The organism is Cobetia sp. MB87 (genome assembly GCF_011319755.1).
Lineage (GTDB): Bacteria > Pseudomonadota > Gammaproteobacteria > Pseudomonadales > Halomonadaceae > Cobetia.
Window position 1 is genome coordinate 200,091 of the sequence record NZ_VFBC01000002.1, and the last position, 18,259, is coordinate 218,349.

Annotated in this window: 17 protein-coding genes and 1 pseudogene; 3 read left to right on the forward strand and 15 right to left on the reverse strand. The window is 63.7% G+C overall.

All coding sequences use genetic code 11. The features are described 5' to 3' along the window. Positions 1 to 138 precede the first annotated feature (138 nt). From flgJ to flgB, 9 genes are all read right to left on the reverse strand, one after another. Positions 139 to 1,560, reverse strand: coding sequence for a flagellar assembly peptidoglycan hydrolase FlgJ (gene flgJ, locus CDPAHKCJ_RS01065; RefSeq protein ID WP_166018075.1), 1,422 nt, complete (start codon positions 1,558 to 1,560; stop codon positions 139 to 141). After that, a complete protein-coding gene (locus CDPAHKCJ_RS01070) occupies positions 1,560 to 2,645 on the reverse strand; it encodes a flagellar basal body P-ring protein FlgI (RefSeq protein ID WP_166018260.1) in 1,086 nt (361 codons plus the stop codon). The genes flgJ and CDPAHKCJ_RS01070 overlap by 1 nt, the downstream gene beginning before the upstream one ends. Before the next feature lie 158 nt (positions 2,646 to 2,803). After that, positions 2,804 to 3,454, reverse strand: coding sequence for a flagellar basal body L-ring protein FlgH (locus CDPAHKCJ_RS01075; RefSeq protein ID WP_205700757.1), 651 nt, complete (start codon positions 3,452 to 3,454; stop codon positions 2,804 to 2,806). Positions 3,455 to 3,593: 139 nt separating this feature from the next. Further along, complete coding sequence (flgG, locus tag CDPAHKCJ_RS01080; protein WP_054556613.1) at positions 3,594 to 4,376, reverse strand: flagellar basal-body rod protein FlgG; 783 nt, start codon at positions 4,374 to 4,376, stop codon at positions 3,594 to 3,596. Positions 4,377 to 4,402: 26 nt separating this feature from the next. Next, entirely contained in the window at positions 4,403 to 5,170 is a 768-nt protein-coding gene (locus tag CDPAHKCJ_RS01085; RefSeq protein ID WP_166018079.1) for a flagellar basal body rod protein FlgF, read from the reverse strand. A 76-nt stretch (positions 5,171 to 5,246) separates the two neighbouring features. Beyond that, a complete protein-coding gene (gene flgE, locus CDPAHKCJ_RS01090) occupies positions 5,247 to 6,506 on the reverse strand; it encodes a flagellar hook protein FlgE (protein WP_166018081.1) in 1,260 nt (419 codons plus the stop codon). 132 nt (positions 6,507 to 6,638) lie between these two features. Beyond that, positions 6,639 to 7,328, reverse strand: coding sequence for a flagellar hook assembly protein FlgD (locus tag CDPAHKCJ_RS01095; protein WP_166018083.1), 690 nt, complete (start codon positions 7,326 to 7,328; stop codon positions 6,639 to 6,641). 54 nt (positions 7,329 to 7,382) lie between these two features. Then, positions 7,383 to 7,859 (reverse strand): flagellar basal body rod protein FlgC, encoded by a 477-nt coding sequence (gene flgC / locus CDPAHKCJ_RS01100; protein WP_166018085.1) that lies wholly within the window; start codon positions 7,857 to 7,859, stop codon positions 7,383 to 7,385. After that, the gene (gene flgB, locus CDPAHKCJ_RS01105; protein WP_325096908.1) at positions 7,859 to 8,254 is read right to left on the reverse strand and encodes a flagellar basal body rod protein FlgB; all 396 of its coding nucleotides are present in this window, start codon (positions 8,252 to 8,254) and stop codon (positions 7,859 to 7,861) included. Before flgB ends, flgC begins: the two co-directional genes overlap by 1 nt. A 365-nt stretch (positions 8,255 to 8,619) precedes the next feature. Between flgB and flgA the strand changes: the two genes are divergently transcribed. The 3 genes from flgA (at position 8,620) to CDPAHKCJ_RS01120 (ending at position 10,529) form a co-directional block, all read left to right on the forward strand. Continuing rightward, positions 8,620 to 9,465, forward strand: coding sequence for a flagellar basal body P-ring formation chaperone FlgA (gene flgA, locus CDPAHKCJ_RS13315; protein WP_166018090.1), 846 nt, complete (start codon positions 8,620 to 8,622; stop codon positions 9,463 to 9,465). 315 nt (positions 9,466 to 9,780) lie between these two features. Continuing rightward, positions 9,781 to 10,059: a flagellar biosynthesis anti-sigma factor FlgM gene (gene flgM, locus CDPAHKCJ_RS01115; protein ID WP_054556606.1), complete on the forward strand. Its 279-nt coding sequence runs from the start codon at positions 9,781 to 9,783 to the stop codon at positions 10,057 to 10,059. After that, positions 10,056 to 10,529 carry a flagellar protein FlgN gene (locus CDPAHKCJ_RS01120; protein ID WP_166018092.1) on the forward strand — a complete coding sequence of 158 codons (474 nt, stop codon included), beginning with the start codon at positions 10,056 to 10,058 and terminating at the stop codon, positions 10,527 to 10,529. Before flgM ends, CDPAHKCJ_RS01120 begins: the two co-directional genes overlap by 4 nt. A gap of 271 nt (positions 10,530 to 10,800) precedes the next feature. Here CDPAHKCJ_RS01120 and CDPAHKCJ_RS01125 read toward each other — a convergent pair whose 3' ends face one another. The 6 genes and pseudogenes from CDPAHKCJ_RS01125 to CDPAHKCJ_RS01150 form a co-directional block, all read right to left on the reverse strand. Beyond that, positions 10,801 to 11,241 (reverse strand): flagellar protein FlhE, encoded by a 441-nt coding sequence (locus tag CDPAHKCJ_RS01125; RefSeq protein WP_166018094.1) that lies wholly within the window; start codon positions 11,239 to 11,241, stop codon positions 10,801 to 10,803. Positions 11,242 to 11,468: 227 nt separating this feature from the next. Continuing rightward, a complete protein-coding gene (gene flhA, locus CDPAHKCJ_RS01130; RefSeq protein ID WP_166018096.1) occupies positions 11,469 to 13,565 on the reverse strand; it encodes a flagellar biosynthesis protein FlhA in 2,097 nt (698 codons plus the stop codon). A 429-nt stretch (positions 13,566 to 13,994) separates the two neighbouring features. Continuing rightward, positions 13,995 to 15,119: pseudogene (gene flhB / locus CDPAHKCJ_RS01135) on the reverse strand (flagellar biosynthesis protein FlhB); the annotation flags it as partial. Between the two features lie 274 nt (positions 15,120 to 15,393). Then, a complete protein-coding gene (gene cheZ, locus CDPAHKCJ_RS01140; protein ID WP_166018262.1) occupies positions 15,394 to 16,152 on the reverse strand; it encodes a protein phosphatase CheZ in 759 nt (252 codons plus the stop codon). A gap of 123 nt (positions 16,153 to 16,275) precedes the next feature. Beyond that, on the reverse strand, positions 16,276 to 16,665 hold the full coding sequence (cheY, locus tag CDPAHKCJ_RS01145) for a chemotaxis response regulator CheY (protein ID WP_131432094.1): 390 nt from the start codon (positions 16,663 to 16,665) through the stop codon (positions 16,276 to 16,278). Positions 16,666 to 16,821: 156 nt separating this feature from the next. Beyond that, positions 16,822 to 18,174 carry a chemotaxis response regulator protein-glutamate methylesterase gene (locus CDPAHKCJ_RS01150; protein WP_205700750.1) on the reverse strand — a complete coding sequence of 451 codons (1,353 nt, stop codon included), beginning with the start codon at positions 18,172 to 18,174 and terminating at the stop codon, positions 16,822 to 16,824. Positions 18,175 to 18,259: the final 85 nt, after the last annotated feature.

Consider the following 18,259-nt stretch of genomic DNA (forward strand, 5'->3'; position numbering starts at 1 on the left):
GAAGGTGAATGACGCCACACCGGCGTACAGATGCTGTGATTATCGGCGTACCAGACGCCAACTTGAGGCCGTAAACCGCAATCGTTGTCGGCTTGTTACAGCAGTTCATCAACAGTGAATCATCAGCGGATCAGCAGCTCAGCGGAACAGCGGCTCTGAACGCCCCATCGCCAGCTGGATGGCGCCTGATGCAGCACTTTCACTGCCAGCACCGATCTCTTTATTCGTCGCAGACGCCATATCCGTCGCAGATGCCATCTGAACCAGCGGCTCAGCATCACGCGCATCGAGGGCAAACAGCGGCGCTGAGTCATCAAGCAGCCCGCGCGGGGAGTTGAAATTTGAGCTTGAGTCGGCGGTTGCGACGGACGCTGCAGCGGGCATGGCATCGCGTGACGCCAGGCGGGTTTCCGGTGTCTCGAGCGGTCCGCTGGCCTCCAGCGGGCCGACACGACTCATGATCGAGATCAGCTTGTCGGCATAGTGCGGGTCAGTGGCGTAGCCCGCCGCCTGCAAGGCGCGCGCCGCACTCTCGGCGTCCGGCGACCGGGTCACGTGGGCATAACGCTGGGCGCCGGTCAGCAGCGCGGCATGATCACGCAGCGCGCTGGCCTGATCGGGATAGACGCGGAAACTGTCTTCGAGACGCATGCGGCGCCCGTCGCGGTATTCGGTGGTCAGCACCGTGGTGCTGTCGCCCTGCCAGCTGCCGCCGGCCTTGATGCCGAACAGGTTATGGCTGTCGGTGCCGGCCTCGGTGTGAATGCGGCGCTCACCCCAGCCCGTTTCCAGCGCGGCCTGGGCCAGAATCAATTCTGCGGGCAGCCCGCTTTCACGGCTGGCCGCCTGTGCGGCGGGGCCGAATTCCGCCACGAAGCGCTGCACATTCTCCGGCTGACGACGTAGTGGCTCACTGAGCATCGCTGTACCCGTCACTGAACCCTGTACGCCGCTATCGGGCGCGCTCGCTCCTGGCCCTGCCATCGTCTGAGGGATTTCGGCATAGACGCCCTGGACCTCTCCACTGGCCGCGACCGCATCAAGCATCGCTATGAAGCCCGTATCCTCATTCTCGGGAAGTGCCTCCACTGAGGCATGCCAGTCCTGTGCGGGTGCTACCTGCGCGGCCGATAGCCAGTCATCCTGCTTCTCAATAGAGTTCGTGGGGCTTGCAACTGTCGCGGAAGAAGTCGGCACGAGTGACGCTGCGCTTGTCGAGGCAACACTGCTGGTGCTCGAAGACAACTGCTGAATCAGGATCTTCGACAGGCCGATACCGTCGCCGACACTGGCCAGTTGCTGGGAGAGCTGCTGGTCCAGCATCGAGGTCATCATCTCTTGCTGCTGCGAGCCGGTCAGCGCTGAATTCTCGGTGGCCGAGCGCATCTGCTTGAGCATCATGTTGAGCATCAAGGCCTCGAATTGGCGCGCACTCTCCTCCAGCGCCTCCTGCTGCCGCTCGCCACCACTGGTGGCCGCCCCCTTGAGGCTCGCCAGTCCCTGGGTGTCGAAGGCCAGCCGACCGGCATCCACATTGGCACCGCTACCAAGCACACTCATCAGATCACCTCGAGATCAGCACGCAGCGCACCGGCTGCCTTGAGCGCTTCCAGAATCGAGACCAGGTCCTGCGGCGAGGCACCCAGCGCATTCAGGCCATCGACGACCTCCTGCAGACTGGCAGTCCCCTCGACCATGCGCAGTGCACCGCCCTGCTGGTTCACGCTGATATCGGGGTCGTTGACCACTGCCGTCTGCCCCTGGGACAGCGGCGCAGGCTGACTGATCACCGGATTGGCGTCGATCACCACCGACAGGTTGCCGTGGGTGACCGCCGCGCGCGCCAGGCGCACTTCGGAATTCATCACCACCGAGCCGGTCCGCGCATTGACCACCACACGCGCGCGCGGCACGCCCAGGGCGACCTCGATGTTCTCGAGCCTGGCGATGAACCCGACACGCTGACTGAGGTCACGCGGCGCCTGCACCACGATATCGCGGCTGCTGAGCGGCGAGGCCAGCGAGCCGCCGAAGTTGCGATTGATGGCGCTGGCGACGTTCTGGGCATGATTGAAATCGCCCTCGAACAGATCGAGATGGATCACGCCATTCTTATCCCCGAGACGCGTCGGCACGCCACGTTCCACCGTCGCGCCACTGGGGATGCGACCGGCGGTCAGCTGGTTGACCTGCACGCTGGAACCGCCGGCCTGGGCACCGGCACCACCGATGATCAGATTGCCCTGCGCCAGCGCATAGACCTGGCCATCCACGCCCTTGAGCGGCGTCATCAACAGGGTGCCACCGCGCAGACTCTTGGCATTGCCCAGCGACGACACCACGACATCGATGGGCTGACCGGAGCTTGCAAAGGCCGGCAGGCTGGCGGTGACCATGACCGCCGCCACGTTCTTGAGCTGCATGTTGGTGCCCGACGGCACCGTCACACCCAGCTGGGAGAGCATGTTGGTCAGACTCTGGCCGGTAAACGGCGCCTGGGTGGTCTGGTCCCCACTGCCATCCAGCCCCACCACCAGGCCGTAGCCGACCAGCGGGTTGTCGCGCACGCCGCGCACCTGGGCGAGGTCCTTGATGCGATCGGCCTGCGCCGACTGCAGCGTCAAGGTCAGGCAGCTCACCAGCATCAGACAGGCGGCCAGCGCAGCGCGCCAGCGGGGATTGGGGAGCATCTCAAGCATCGGATAGCGACTCATGATGGGACAGCATGGTGAGAAATCGGGACGAGCCATTCAGGGCGAGGCAATCTTCTGCAGAACAGGCCGCAGCAATCAGCACACCAGACTCAGAACGGCGCCAGATTGAGGAAGAAGCGCTGCATCCAGCCCATGTTCTGCGCCTCGTTGATATAGCCATCACCGACATATTCGATGCGTGCACTGGCCACCTGGGTGGATTGCACTGTATTGGCCGAGGAAATCGTGCGCGGATTGACCACCCCGGAGAAGCGAATCGACTCGGTGCCCTGATTGATCGCGATGCGCTTCTCGCCGCGCACCTCCAGATTGCCGTTCGGTTGCACCTGACTGACCGTCACGGTGATGGTGCCGGTGAAACTGTTGTTGGCATTCGAGCCACCACTGCCGGTGAAGTCATTCTCGCCCTCGATATCGGCATCGGTGCCATCCAGCAGCCCCGTCATGAAATCGGGGATGGCGGTCAGCGAGAAACCGAGGCTGCCGTCACGACTGGCATTGCTGGCCGAGCTCTTGCTGGCGCTGACATTCTCGTCGAGCAGGATGGTGATGATGTCGCCGATGGCACGCGGACGGCGATCCTCGAACAGCGGCTGGTTACCATACAGCGGCTGGAAGATGGCGCCATTGGCCATCGGTTCCGGACGCGGCTGCATCGTCGATTCCATTGGCGTGGTATCGACCAGCGGCTCGCTGGGGATATGGGCACACCCGGCCCCTGCCAGCGTCATGGCCAGCATCGCCAACCCGGCCAGCGCGCGGCGCCAGCCAGGCAATGTCAAGCCAGGCAACTTCAAGCCATTCTGGCGTGGGCAGACAGCTGACGGGGATGGCAATGCCACCACCGGGAGATCACGTGAAAGCGACATGCGACAACCCTTACATCTGGACCAGACGCTCCAGCATCTGATCGGTGGTGGTCACGGCCTTGGAATTGATCTCGTAGGCACGCTGGTTCTGGATCATGCCCACCATCTCTTCCACCACGTTGACGTTGGAGGTCTCGACGAAGCCCTGATAGAGAGTGCCCGCACCATTGAACCCGGGCACGTTGTCACTGCGCGGTCCCGAGGCATCGGTCTCGGAATACAGATTCTCGCCGCGACTGAACAGGCCCGTCGGGTTGATGAAGGTGGACAGCTGCAGCTGACCCACCTCGGTGCTGTTGGTGGAGCCGGGCTGGGTGACGCTGACCACGCCATCGGAGGCGATATCGACACTCAGGGCATTGGCCGGAATGACGATCGCCGGGTCCAGCGGGTAGCCACTGGCGGTGACCATCTGGCCGGTACTGTCGAGCTGGAAGGAACCATCGCGGGTATAGGCATTGGTGCCATCCGGCAGCATCACCGCGAAGAAGCCCTGACCATTGATCGCGACATCCTTGGAGTTCTCGGTCTGCTCCAGATTGCCCTGGATGTGCAGACGCTCGGTGGCCACGGTGCGCACCCCGGTGCCCACCTGCAGCCCCGAGGGCAGCTCGGTGGTGGCAGAGGAGGCAGCGCCGGGCTGGCGCATGTTCTGGTAGAGCAGATCTTCAAACACCGCGCGCGACTGCTTGAAACCATTGGTCGAGACGTTGGCCAGGTTGTTGGCCGTGACGTCCATCTGCATCTGCTGAGCTTCAAGGCCGCTCTTGGCTGTCCATAGGGCACGAATCATCAGGGGGCTCCGCCGTGATTACGGGGTCAGTCGGTACCAAGCAGGCTGTTGCCACGCTCGGCCATGCGCTCTGCCGTATCGATGCTCTTCATCTGCATCTCGAAACTGCGCGCGTTGTTGATCATGGCGACCATCGCGTCGGTCGCCGAGACGTTGCTGCTCTCCAGGGCGCCGGAGACGACCCGCACCAGCGGGTCGGCAGCCAGCGGTGGCGCGGCCTCTCCCGCCGCAGTCGGCGGCTGACGGAAATAGCCGTCCTCGCCGCGCACAAGCGCCGGGCTGCCGGGAATGACCTCGGGATTGACCAGCTTGAGCTGGGCCTGCAGCACCATGGTGTCAGGTGCATCCGCCGCCGAGCGCGCACTCACGCTGCCATCGGCGGAGATATGCACGATAGCGTTGAGCGGCAGCTCGATCGGCCCGCCATCGCCCAGCACCGGCAAGCCGCCGGAGGTCAGGACACCATCGGCATCGATCCGCAACGCGCCGTTGCGGGTGTAGAGCTCCTCGCCATTCGCGCCCTGCACGGCCAGCATGCCGGGGCCGTCGAGTGCGACATCCAGGGCGCGATCCGTGGTCTGGATCGTGCCCTGGGCCATCGAGGCCCCCGCGGTAGTCAGCTGGTTGGAGACGCGTGTCGCCAGCCCTTCGCCCTGCACATCCACCGCCCGCGACAGCGTCAGCATCTCGCGAAAGCCGGTGGTCGAGAGATTGGCCAGGTTATGACTGGCGACATCCTGAGCCGCCAGGCTGCGCTGGGCGCCGCTCATGGCGGTGTAGAGCATTCTGTCCATCAGCCGACTCCAATCTGGTCAGATAACGCGTGCAACGATGGCACTGTCAGGCGACATGGCATCATGTCAGCCCGGATCAACGCAGGTTGATCACGGTCTGCTGGACTTCGTCCTGTACCGAGATGGTCTGGGCATTCGACTGGTAGTTGCGCTGGGCAATGATCAGATCGACCAGCTCAGTGGTCAGGTCGACGTTGGAGGCTTCCACCGCCCCCGAGACCACGTCACCGAACACTCCCTCACCCGGCACGCCGACCAGCGGCTCACCGGATTCCGCGGTCGCCAGCCAGCTGTTGTCGCCGTTAGGCTTGAGGCCCTGATCATTGGCGAAGTTGGCCAGCGAAATGGTGCCCAGCGTCTGGGTCAGTTCATTGGAGTAGCTGCCGATCACCCGCCCGTCACCATCGATGGAGATGCCCACCAGGCTGCCCGAGGTGTAGCCGTTCTGGGATAGCGAGGTGACTTCGTAGTCGTTGGCGTACTGGGTGCTGCCTGTCAGATCGATGCTGAAGGTCATGTCTTCGGCACCGTTCGTGAGGGCGTAGGTCTTGGCTGACTGGGTATAGTCACTGCTCAGCTGGCCATTGGTGCCGAAGCTGATCTGCTCCGCCTGGACATCGAAATCCACCGTCGGGGTGATACCGGCATTCACATCCGACTGGTATTCGGCCGACTTGCCGGCGAAGTCCATCACGTGCTGAACATCCCAGGTGTTGCTGCCGGTCTTGGTATAGAACGATGTCACGACATGTTCGCTGCCCAGGCTGTCATAGACGGTCATCGACGACGCGTAGTCATAGCTGGTCGGATCCATCGGATCGAAGGTCGTGGTGGTCGGCTCGGCTTCGGAATCCAGATTGATGGATATCTGCGCGCCATAGATGCTGTTGGCAAGGTTGTCCTGGGTCTGACTGGCCGCCAGGGGCGCGGTCGGCACCTGCAGCACGACGGGTTCGCCAGTGACCCGTTCACCGGCATAGCCCGTCAGCTGGGCACCCTGTGTATTGACGATGTAACCATCGGCATCGACATTGAGCTGGCCATTGCGCGAATAGACCACCTGACCGGTGCTATCGGCAAAGCGCAGGAAGCCTTCGCCGGAAATCGCGATGTCGAGATCCCGCCCGGTGGTTTCCAGCGAACCGGTCGAGAAGTCCTGGGAGATGGAGGCAACCTGGACCCCGATACCCGCCGCCTGGGAACTGGCGTAAAGATCCGCGAACTGGGTCTCGGAGGACTTGAAGCCCACCGTTTCCGAGTTGGCGATGTTGTTGCCGATCACATCCAGATTGGTTGCCGCCGCACTCAAACCGCTCAATGCCTGTGAAAACGCCATGGTCTGTCCCTTTGATCGCGATGAAGATGAAAGCCCGAGACCTGTCAGCGAGCTCGGGGGCGGCCAAACGGCCTGAAACTGGTGGCCCGTCCGGCGGGCTCGCTGGCGCTATCCCGGCGCCATGGGGTCAGCTCAAAGCACCTGACGCACGGCGTCCAGACTGACGACGCCCAACACCGGGCCCAGGTCCAGCTGAGCGCCGCTGTCGGTCTGATTGACGCCACTGACCACGCCATAGCTAAGCGTCTGCAGGTCGTCATAGCGCTCGCCTGCCCGCTCGGCCGTCACGGCCAGCTGGTAGGAACCATCGGCGGCTTCAGTGCCATCATCCAGCAAACCGTCCCAGACGAAGCCATGAATACCCGCCTCCAATGCGCCCAACTCGAAGGTCTTGACCACACTGCCATCCGCGCCCAGCACCTCGACGGTGGCGCTGTCGACGTCATCGGCCAGCTCAAGGCCGAAGGGTGTCGAGGTCGCGTTGCCCACCAGCACCGCATTGCCGCCGACCAGCACGCCCTGATTGAGCAGACTGGCCGCCTGCAGCGCTTCACTGCTGGAAATCTGCGCCGTGATGCCCTCAAGCGTGGTGTTGAGTTCTTCGATACCACTGACGGTGCTGATCTGGGCCAGCTGTGCGGTCAGGTCGGAATTCGACACCGGGTCCATCGGGTCCTGGTTCTGCATCTGCGCCACCAGCAGGGTCATGAACTGATCATTGAGCTCCTCGGTACTGCTCACCGACTGCGTGCTGTCGGTGACGCCGGAGGTCGTGGTGGTCTGGTTGATGCTGTTGAGCACACTGGTGTCTAGCGTCGCCATGCGGTTACCCGAAATCAGAAGAAGCGGTCATGAGGCCAAGGCCCTGAGCGAGGGTCATTCCCCCAGCGTCAGTGTCTTGCGCAACAGGGACTTGGAGGTATTGAAGACCTCGACATTGGCCTCGTAGGACTTGGAAGCCGCGATCATGTCGACCATCTCGGCGACCGGATCGACATTGGAGAAGGTCACATAGCCCTGCTCGTCGGCGAGGGGATGATCGGGGCGATACTCCTGGCGCGCCGGGGCATCGCTCAGCTCCACCGAGCTGACCCTGACACCCCCGAGGCCTGCACTGCGTGACGCCATCTGTGTCGCCAGACCGCCACCGGTCAGGTTGGCCGTCGCAAGCGACGCATTGGCCTGACGTGCGAGGGGCGCGTACTCGAACACCACCTGACGCGCCTGATAGGGCTTGCCATCCGGGCCCGCCACGCTGTCGGCGTTGGCCATGTTGCTGGCCACGGCATTGATGCGCTGCGACTGGGCCGCCATCGCGGAACCCGCGACATTGAAGATACTGAACGCTGCCATCAGCTGTTCTCCGATTGCATGGCCAGACGCAGGCCCTGGATCTTGCCGGTCAGAAGCTCAAGGCTGGTCTCGTAATGCAGACTGTTGTCCGCGAAATTGACCCGCTCCACATCCATGTCGACGGTATTGCCGTCCAGACTCGGCTGTGTCGGCACGCGATAGAGCAGGTCCGCGCCCAGCGAGAGCCCCGCCCCGCTGGCAGCCTGGTGGCCAGCCTGGGTCGTGTTCAGGGCAAGCGGCCCCGGCGCGGCATTGCCCGCCGTCGCCTTGGCCAGGGTGGCGGAGAAGTCGATATCGCGCGCCAGGTAGCCCGGCGTATCGGCATTGGCGATATTGGTGGCCAGCACCTGCTGACGCTCGGCACGAAGGCCCAGCGCCTGCTGGTGAAAGCTCATGAGGGAATCAAGTCGATCAAACATGGAAGTGCCCCGCTGTCGGCCCCTCGCCCTGATGTGAGCGAGGGAACATCCATCGATCAGCTCACGCGTAGGGGAGCATGACGGAAAGCAGGACTGAGAATAGTCAGCCAGCGCCAGGATGAAGGTAAGAACAAGCCACTTTATCGCGGCTATTTCTGGCCATGCCGGTATCAGGGGCGGCTTACAATCTCTCGCGGCACTGAACCAGCGCCCTGAATCGGGGCGCTTGACCCCGCCTTCCGCCCCGGACGCCACTCGCGATGAGAGACAGCATGCCGAAAATCAGCGTAGCGAAGGGCCTGTCTGTGGCTAGAGGACTGTCTGTTGCAAGAGAACTGTTTGTGACAAAAGGCCTGACGACGGCAACAGCCCTGTGGCGCACCATCGCCAGCACCGGGCTGTTGGTCCTGCTGCCCGTGGGCGCCGCTGTGCATGCCAACACCTCAGACGCGATCGGCTCTGCCATTCAGCCGTCTGCCGCCCAGGCATCAGCCTCAACAACAGCACCTTCAGACAAAGACGCGCAGACACGCGCCGTCGAGACCCTGCGCTGGCAATTGAGCGACTTCTTCACCGCCGAGGACAGCGGCCCCGTCAGGGTGCGCATGCCCGGCGAGCCGCCACTGAGCGCGCCCGGCGAGGCCTCAGTACAACTCGAGCTGCGTCGCCTGCCCGCCCGCCTGAAAGATTGCTCGGCACCCCAGCTGAGCCTCAATGCCGCGCGCAGTGACCGCCATACACCGGGCCTCAAACGCCTGCAGCTACTGTGCGCCAACGGCCAGCAACATATCATCAGCGTTCGCATGGAACGCTACGCCTGGCGTTTGAGCACGCCACAGCTGCTTGCGAGCGGCACCCCGCTGGCACCCGCGAGATTGACGCCGGTACTGACAGCCCTGGGCAAGCTGCGTGGCAATGGTTTCGAGAGCGCCGCGGCACTGTCAGGCTTCGAGGTACGCCGTCGCCTGCGCGCCGGCGAGGTCATCACCCGCAACAGCGTGCGCGCTATCCCGCTGGTAAACTTCGGCGATACCGTGACCTATCAGGTCAACGGCACGGGTTTCAGCATGCAGCGCAGTGCACGGGCACTGGAGGCCGGGGGGCTCGATGAGCGCATCCGTATCGAACTCGCTCCGGGCGACTGGGTGCGCGCTCGCGTCATCGGGCCACGGCGGGTAGCGCCATGATGTCTTCAGTTGAGATGAGATGAGCCGAGCTGATCCGCGCCGGGCCAACCCGAGTCATCCTGTTGACTGTGCACGCCCAGCCACGACACGCTGATGCACCGGAACGAGACGCTGACGCTCGAAGGCCGAAATGCCTGCTACTGACAAGCCGCCACCCGCACCAGATACCTCATTCCTGAGGGACCATATTGCCTGTGTGGGGTAAAGCTTGTGCCGGCATGGCCGATAGTCGATTCAAGCGCGCAGATGACGCACGCAACCCATCCATGACAGGCTCGTCGTCGAGCCCGGCCCGACGGCCAGAGAGGACAGTCAATGAAGATTGAACATGGCGGCCCGATACAGCGCAGCGACACTCAAGCCCCGCGCGAACTGCGCCCCGAGACGGCCAAGGACACCACCGCCACCACGGCGGCGACCTCCACGGCCGACTCCACCCAGGTCGAGCTTTCCAGCAGCGCGATCGATGCAGGCCAGGACATCGACCAGGCGCGCGTCGACAGCCTCAAGCAGGCCATTGCCGATGGCAGCATCAAGATCGATGTCGACCGCATCGCACAGGGACTGATCGATGCCTTCGAAGGTGACGCATGACACTCGATGACGCCTCGACGGCCTTGCTGGGCGAGATCTTTTCCGGCCTCGAGCAGGAGCTGAATGACTTCATCGCCCTGCTCGAGGAAGAACAGCGTCTGCTGGGCCAGCGCCTGCCGAGCGCGGCAGATCTTGACGCCTCGCGGGAAGCCAAGCTGGCCAACGCCGCCCGCCTGGAAGCGCTGGAGAGCCGCCGGCGCGGCTGGCTGAGCAGCGCAGGGCTCAGCAATGACCCACTGGAGCTGCACACGGTGCTCGCCAGCCAGCCGCTACTGGCCACCCAGTGGTGGCATCTGGTAACGCTGACGCGCCGCGCCCAGGCACGCAATCGCCTGAATGGCGAGTTGATCGATCAGCGCATGGCCCTGCACAGCAAGATTCTCGACAGCCTGCATCAACGTGCGCCCAATCATTACGGCGCCGATGGACGTCCGGCAGCGGGAGGCTCACGCCTGAACGTCTCGGCCTGAACGTCTCGACCAGACTGTCCTGACCAGACTGTCTTGGCCTGAGCGTCCTGACTTGAATATCCAAGGCGTGAGGCCCGCGGGCTGCACACCTCGTCTGCCTTTCCCTTTATTGACCCAGAAACACGCGAGGCCCGGCATTCTGCCGAGCCTCCAGAGACTGCTGATTCATGCCACTCGCCAGCCAATCAGCCAGCGATATTCAGCGCCTCATACCAGTCATTCATCGCCAGCCAGCCAAAGCCATTCCCCTTTCGCTGCCAACGACTACCTGTCATGCGCCTGCCAGACTCTCGACATCGATCACCAGCTGGATGTCATCCAGATGTGCCGCCGGCTTGAGTACGCCACGCCCATTGCGATAGACCTTCAACGAGAAAGGCGCCGTCGCCAGCTCCCGGGTGGGCAGGGTCAACTTGCCACGCCGCGCCGCGAGCATGGCGCAGCGCTCCTCCAGGCAGAGCATGACCTGCCACTCCCCCGGCGCCCGCGTGAGCGAATAGCGCCAGTGAATCGCCGTGACGCGCGTCCTGTCTGGCGCCATCAGCCCGGAATCACGCACGGCATCTGCCACTGCCAGAGGGCGCATGTACCAATGCCCCCGCTGAGCGATGGTCAGCGACTCGACGGACATCATCACCGCCGCGCTGGCTGCCTGCGCCGGCGTGGACAGCGCCGCTGCCCCCAGCGCTGCTGCTGTCATCAAGGCCGCCATCGGTGCTGTCCTGCTTCCAGGCTCCGCACTCAGCTTCGCTCTCGACACTATTCCCGCCCTGAGCGTCCTCCACCCTGTCACCACTCGCGTTCTTCTCTGCACCGCTGACTCCTTCAGATCCATCTTGCTGCAGACGCTCGACACTCCCCTTGCCGGCGCCCTCCCTGTCGCACTTGTCTGCCTTTGCGGCATGTTGTTGTCTTGCTCGGTGGTGAGCCGTGCTGGCGTCACGCCGCACGACCCCCGATCATCTGGGTGACCCGCAGCTCGCGGTCATCGGGAATCTCTGCCTGGGACAACACCGCCAGACTCTTGAAGCGACGACGCAGGAAACGCCCCACCAAGGGTCGAAGCGCATGCCCGACCACCAGTACGCTGGGCTCGCCATTGGCATCCTGCGCGGCGACGGCATTCTCGGCATGCTGCATCAAGGTATCGGCAAGACCGGGCTCCAGCGCATTGCCACTGCTCAAGGCCTGCATCAGCACCTGCTCAAGCTGCGCTTCCAGGCCGATCACGCGCAGGACGCGTTCGGCGCCGAACCAGTACTGGGTGATGGCGCGTCCAAGCGCGACGCGCACCATGGCGGTCAGGTCATTGGGGTCCTTGCTGTGCGGGGCATGCTCTGCAAGCGCCTCGAGGATGGTACGCATGTCACGGATCGAGACCTCCTCATCCAGCAGGTTGTGCAGGATGCGCTGCAGGGTGCCCTGACTGATCAAGGCCGGCACCACTTCCTCCACCAGGCCGCCATCCTGCGGACCCAGCTTCTCGAGCAGCTTGCTGACCTCACTGCGCCCGAGCAGCTGATCGGCATGGCGGGTCATCAGATGATTGAGGTGGGTCGTGATCACGGTCGGGGTGTCGACCACCGTGTAGCCATAGACCTGTGCCTGCTCGCGGGTTTCCGGCTCGATCCAGGTGGCGGCCAGGCCGAAGGCCGGCTCGGTGGTAGCCACGCCCGGCAGCTTGCCGGACACCTTGCCCGGATTGATCGCCAGCCAGCGGCCCGGATAGGCCTCGCCCCGCCCGACCTCGGCACCCTTGAGGCTGATGACATACTGATTGGGCCCAAGTTCGAGGTTGTCGCGGATGTGTACCACCGGCGGCAGGAATCCGATCTCCTGGGCGTACTTGCGACGCACTCCCTTGATGCGCGCCAGCAACTCACCGCCCTGACGCATGTCGACCATCGCGATCAGGCGATGACCGACCTCCATCGCCAGCGGCTCCACCAGTCGCACGTCATCCCAGCTGGCCTCACTGACTTCCTGTACGGCCGCGGCAGGCGCGGGCGCCGCCTCTTCCTTCGTCTCGCTGCTGACCTCCTTCTCGCGCTGGGCGGCCCACCACCCAAGCCCCGCCAGCAGCAAGGTGAAGAGAATGAAGACCATGTTGGGCATGCCCGGCACCAGACCCAGCAGCCCCATGACGCCAGCCGCCAACCACAGCACCTGCGAGCTCTTGAACAGCTGGCCGATCATCTGCTGACCGACGTCTTCATTGGTATTGACCCGCGACACCATTACGCCCGCGGCGGTCGAAATGACCAGCGACGGAATCTGGGCCACCAGACCATCGCCGATGGTCAGCAGCGTATAGGTACGCGCCGCATCGGACATGCTCAGGTCGTGCTGACCGACCCCGATGATCAGCCCGCCGATGATATTGACCACCATGATCACCAGCCCCGCCACCGCATCGCCGCGCACGAACTTGCTGGCACCGTCCATCGAGCCGAAGAAATCGGATTCCTGCGACACTTCCCGGCGGCGCTCGCGCGCTTGGTCCTCGCCGATCAGGCCGGCGTTGAGGTCGGCATCGATCGCCATCTGCTTGCCGGGCATGGCGTCCAGCGTGAAGCGTGCGCCGACCTCGGCGATACGCCCGGCACCCTTGGTGATGACCATGAAGTTGATGATGACCAGAATCGAGAACACCACCAGACCGACGGCGAAGTTGCCGCCGACCAGAAACTGCCCGAAGGCCTCGATGACCTTGCCCGCCGAGTCACCGCCGTTGTGACCCTCCATCAGCACCACCCGCGTCGAGGCGACATTGAGCGACAGGCGCAGCAAGGTCGAGAACAGCAGCACCGCGGGGAAGGCCGAGAAATCCAGCGGCTTCTGCGCAAACATGCTGACCATCAGGATCATGATCGACAGCGCGATATTGAAGGTGAACAGCAGGTCGAGGATGAAGGGCGCCAGCGGCAACACCATCATCGACAGGATCATCATGATCAGCAGCGGTCCGGCCAGCACCTTCAGCTGGCTGGAGGTGTTGAGCCCCACGCGGTCAAACAGTGTCAGCAAGGTATTCATGCAAGCGGCTCATCGATCGTGGAGGGCGTTGCGCGTGCTGCGCAGCGGCCCGGGCTTGGGGAGCGGAAATGGCGGTCGGTCATGGGGTTCGGTTGGCAGCATCGGGCAGCAGGACGGTTATCAAGTTCGGGCCTCAACTTCGTTCATCCGCTTCGGTCATCAACTGCGGTCATCAACTTCGATCAGCCACATCGGTCATCAACTTCCGGCACGAGGATCCGTCGTCGCGTCAGCGTCCGGTTCAGGCTTGGCGCTGGGCTGGAAGACCGCCCCGGCATCGGCATCATCAGAATCATGATCAGAAGACATTGCGTCAGAGGACGGCGCGCCTGCGGCTGAAACCTCAAGTTCAGCTGCCGGCTTCCCGCCATCACGCATGGCGCCTGGCAGACCAGCCTCCTCGGCCGTCCCTTGCGCCTCCTCGGGCACCTGATACTCATCGGGAACGGACAGATCTTCCGGCAGGCTCGGGCGCAGGCCACCCTGGTTGCGGGCCCGCTTGAGTCGCATCGCCCAGGCCAGCACCTCGGCGATCACCTGATAGAGCGCAATGGGAATTTCCTGCTCCAGATCGACATGGGTGTGCAGGGCACGCGCCAGGGGCGGCGCACTCAGCATCGGCACGCCGTTCGCCTCGCCCACTTCGCGAATGCGCAGCGCCACCTCATCACGGCCCTTGGCCACCACCCGCGGTGCGCGCATGTCGCCCTCGTGATAGACCAGCGCCACCGAGTAGTGTGTCGGGTTGTTGACGATGACATCGGCAGTGGGCACGGCGCTCATCATGCGCGCGCGCGCCATCGCCTGCTGCTGCTGACGAATGCGCGCCTTGATCTGCGGGTCGCCATCCGTCTCCTTGTGCTCGCGTTTGATCTCCTCGAGGCTCATGCGCAGCTTCTTGGCGTGGCTCCATAACTGATAGGGCACATCCATCAGCGTCGGCACGATCAGCATCAGTATCGCCAGCGCCGTGCAGCGCGCCACGATCGCCAGTGCATCCGCCATGGCGTTGCCCAGCGGCATCATCATCAACGCCATCAATTCCTGGCGCTGGGCATGCAGATACATCACCACCACGCCACCGACCAGTATCGACTTGGCAATGGTCTTGAGCAGTTCGGCCAGCGCCTGGGAGGACACCATCCGGCCCAGCCCCTTGACGGGATTGAGCTTGCCCAGCGACGGCGCCAGCGACTTGGTGGAGAACATCCAGCCGCCCAACAGCACCGGGCCGACCAGCGCCAGCACCATCAACAGAGCGAACAACGGCAACAGTGCCAGCAAGGCCTCCTGGCCCAGCATCAAGGCGTTGGCGAGCATCACGCGACTGTCGAGTGCCTGAGCACGATCAAAGCCGAACGAGGCGCCCAGCACACGCTCCAGGGTATCGCCAAGCGGCCCGGCCAACAGCCACAGGCCTGCCGCGCCTCCGCCGAGCAACAGAAAGGTCGCCAGCTCTCGCGAGCGGGGCACCTGCCCTTCCTCGCGGGCCTTTTGTATCCGGTGGGGCGTGGCCTCTTCCGTCTTGTCGTCGCTGCTCTGCTCGTCAGCCACCGGCTACTCCGCTTGCCTCTGATCGCATCTGATCGCATCTACCTGGACCGGCCGAGGAGCATGACTCTCGCTCATACTGGCGCGCACGGCGAACGCATCATGCCGAGAATGGGCCTCATTGTGCCAAGCACAGCAGGGATCAAAGCGCGGAATAGCGCCCAAAAACGTCCTTGCCCGCCACGCAGGGCGTGACGGGCAAGGGCATGAAGGACAAGAGTTGAAGGGCAAGGAGATTAAGTGCAAGGCCCATCAGATGCCACCAACAAGAAAGGCGCTAGAAGCCGAGGCTGTCCAGCAGGTCATCGACCTCATCCTGACTGGCCACCACCCCCGGGGCATCGGCTCGCACCTGGGGGCCATTGAGCAAGGCGCCAGACTGGGCGTCCCCGGCGCCGGGGGTTGCCTGCTCATCCAGCGCCGAGGGTGAAAGCTCTACTGCCGAAAGCCCCGCAGCGGCCGCCGTGGTGGTAGCCTGCCCGGAAGACGCCATCGCCGAACGTGCATGACCCTCGGGGACATTGTCGAGCAGCAACTGCAACAGCTGCATCTCGATCTGCTGGATGACATCCATCATGCGCTTGATCACCTGACCGGTAAGGTCCTGGAAGTCCTGCGCCATCATGATCTCGAGCAATTCACTGTTGGTGGCGCTGGTCTGATCAGGCACCACGGCCAGATAGGCACGCGTATCGATCACCAGTTCACGCGCCTGATCCAGGGCCACCGGCTCGGCGAACCAGGCATCCCAGCGCCCGCTGAGCGACGTCGCCTCACTGGCCAGAGCATCCTGCAGCGGCTGAGCCCGCTCACAGGCATTGAGGGCACGATCTGCCGCCTGTTCCGTCTTGCTGGCCACGTAATTGAGGCGATCACGAGCATCGGGAATCGCCTCGGCAGCACGTTCGATCTCCCGATCCAGCCCCAGCTCACGCATGTTGTCGCGCAGCATGCGTGTCAGCTGGCCGATACGCCGAATCAGGTCTTCGCTGCTATCCCCCGACCTGGCGAGGCTGGCTGTCCCATCACGCGCCATCACACCAGGATCAGCGCCCGAAGATGACTGGGGTTCAGATGATGATTCCAGTTGACTCATGACACCCTCCTTGATGTGACCAACCACGCGGCCAGCGTGGCGCGGCCAGCGTGGCCCGATGGCTCAGAGGCCGTGTTTCTCGAAGACCTTGCCCAGCTTCTCTTCCAGCACCGCCGCCGTGAAGGGCTTGACCACATAGCCACTGGCACCGGCCTGGGCGGCGGCGATGATGTTTTCCTTCTTGGCCTCCGCGGTGACCATCAGCACCGGCAACGTGGCCGTGGCGGGATTGGCACGCACGCGCCTGAGCATCTCGAGCCCATCGAGGTTGGGCATGTTCCAGTCGGAGATCACCAGCTCGAAGCTGCCCTGATTCAGGAACTCCAGGGCTTGTTGCCCATCTTCGGCTTCCTCCACATTGGTGAAGCCGAGCTCCTTGAGCAGGTTGCGCACGATCCGACGCATGGTGGGAAAGTCGTCGACGACGAGGATTCGCAGGTTCTTGTCGGCCATCAGCGGTCGGGCTCTCTTCCAGAATCACATGAGGGAACGGCTGAAAATTCCAGCCTTGTGAGGAGGTTATCGGCCACAAGCCGGCAGACTTTACCCTCTGCGCCCTTCTTCTCGTTGTCGGCGACTCACACCCGCGCTCTGGCGGATCGAGGCGGTCTAGACGCGTTGCGAACGCCCGGCCAGCTGAACCTGGTGGAGCAGATGTCCACTGATGCGACTCAACGGCAGCACGCTTTCCGCAGCCCCGAGTTCGACGGCTTCTCGCGGCATGCCGTAGACCACGCAGCTTTGCTCGTCCTGGGCGATGGTGTGGGCGCCGGCTTCGCGCATCTGCAACAACCCCCGCGCGCCATCGCGGCCCATGCCGGTCAGGATCACACCCACGGCGTTGCGACCGGCCACCCGCGCCACGGAATCGAACAGCACATCCACCGATGGACGGTGACGATTGATCGGCGGACGCTGATCGAGGGTGACCACATAGTTGGCCCCGCTGCGCGACAACGTCAGGTGGGCGTCGCCAGGCGCGATATAGGCGTGCCCCGGCAGGATACGCTCACCGTGTGCGGCTTCCTTGACGGCGATACGACACAGCCCGTTGAGGCGCTCGGCGAACGAGCGCGTGAAGCCAGGCGGCATGTGCTGAGTCACCAGAATGGCCGGCGCATCCGCCGGCAATGACTGCAATACCGCACGTATCGCCTCTGTCCCGCCGGTCGAGGCCCCCACCGCGATCAACTTCTCGCTCGACAGCAATGGCCGGCGGCTGGCCACAGCGGCCGCAGGCGGACTGACCGTGTCTTGACTGACCGTATCCTGACCGACCGTGTCGTGACTGACCGTGTCGTGACTGACCGAAACGTCGACTGACCTGTCTGCCAGACTGGATGAATACGGATTGAACTGAGCTGAATTGGACTGAGACAGGCTGGACTGAGCCGGATTGGACAGGGCCTGACTGGACTGGACCGAAGTGGACAGGGCCGAAGTGGACAGGGCCGAAGTGGACAGGGCCGAAGTGGAATGAGCCGGGCCGGCCTGTGCACCGCCAGCCGATGGCGACGTCACGGCGCGCCCCGCAGGCCGGATACGGGCCCGCGCGGCGGCGCGAATCTTGTCGGCAATCGTCTCGGCATACTCGAGCATGCCGCCACGTATGCCCAGGCGCGGCTTGGAGACGAAATCCACCGCGCCCAGCTCCAGCGCACGCAGCGTGATTTCCCCGCCGCGCTCGGTCAGCGAAGACACCATCACCACCGGCATCGGCCGCAGACGCATCAGGCGCTCGAGGAAATCCAGTCCATCCATGCGCGGCATTTCCACATCCAGCGTCAGCACATCCGGATCGTGACGCTTGATCAGGTCTCGCGCGACCAGCGGGTCCGGCGCGGTGGCCACGACCTGCATGTCAGGCTGGGCATTGATGATCTCGACCATCAACTCACGAATCAGTGCGGAGTCATCGACACACAGCACACGGATCATGCGCCCCGCCCCGCCCCGGGGCATGCCTGCGCCAGCAGCTGCACTTGAGTTCGAACCTGACCTTGAACCAGCATTTGACCTTGAGACCGAGCATGACGATGAAGCGGGG

Bases quoted from the DNA above. Each gene is read 5' to 3' on its own strand.
- flgJ (WP_166018075.1), bottom strand. From the start codon at position 1,560: ATGAGTGTGCTTGGTAGCGGTGCCAATGTGGATGCCGGTCGGCTGGCC.
- CDPAHKCJ_RS01070 (WP_166018260.1), bottom strand. From the start codon at position 2,645: ATGCTGGTGAGCTGCCTGACCTTGACGCTGCAGTCGGCGCAGGCCGAT.
- CDPAHKCJ_RS01075 (WP_205700757.1), bottom strand. From the start codon at position 3,454: ATGCTGGCCATGACGCTGGCAGGGGCCGGGTGTGCCCATATCCCCAGC.
- flgG (WP_054556613.1), bottom strand. From the start codon at position 4,376: ATGATTCGTGCCCTATGGACAGCCAAGAGCGGCCTTGAAGCTCAGCAG.
- CDPAHKCJ_RS01085 (WP_166018079.1), bottom strand. From the start codon at position 5,170: ATGGACAGAATGCTCTACACCGCCATGAGCGGCGCCCAGCGCAGCCTG.
- flgE (WP_166018081.1), bottom strand. From the start codon at position 6,506: ATGGCGTTTTCACAGGCATTGAGCGGTTTGAGTGCGGCGGCAACCAAT.
- CDPAHKCJ_RS01095 (WP_166018083.1), bottom strand. From the start codon at position 7,328: ATGGCGACGCTAGACACCAGTGTGCTCAACAGCATCAACCAGACCACC.
- flgC (WP_166018085.1), bottom strand. From the start codon at position 7,859: ATGGCAGCGTTCAGTATCTTCAATGTCGCGGGTTCCGCGATGGCGGCC.
- flgB (WP_325096908.1), bottom strand. From the start codon at position 8,254: ATGAGCTTTCACCAGCAGGCGCTGGGCCTTCGTGCCGAGCGTCAGCAG.
- flgM (WP_054556606.1), top strand. From the start codon at position 9,781: ATGAAGATTGAACATGGCGGCCCGATACAGCGCAGCGACACTCAAGCC.
- CDPAHKCJ_RS01120 (WP_166018092.1), top strand. From the start codon at position 10,056: ATGACACTCGATGACGCCTCGACGGCCTTGCTGGGCGAGATCTTTTCC.
- CDPAHKCJ_RS01125 (WP_166018094.1), bottom strand. From the start codon at position 11,241: ATGGCGGCCTTGATGACAGCAGCAGCGCTGGGGGCAGCGGCGCTGTCC.
- flhA (WP_166018096.1), bottom strand. From the start codon at position 13,565: ATGAATACCTTGCTGACACTGTTTGACCGCGTGGGGCTCAACACCTCC.
- cheZ (WP_166018262.1), bottom strand. From the start codon at position 16,152: ATGGCGCGTGATGGGACAGCCAGCCTCGCCAGGTCGGGGGATAGCAGC.
- cheY (WP_131432094.1), bottom strand. From the start codon at position 16,665: ATGGCCGACAAGAACCTGCGAATCCTCGTCGTCGACGACTTTCCCACC.
- CDPAHKCJ_RS01150 (WP_205700750.1), bottom strand. From the start codon at position 18,174: ATGCCCCGGGGCGGGGCGGGGCGCATGATCCGTGTGCTGTGTGTCGAT.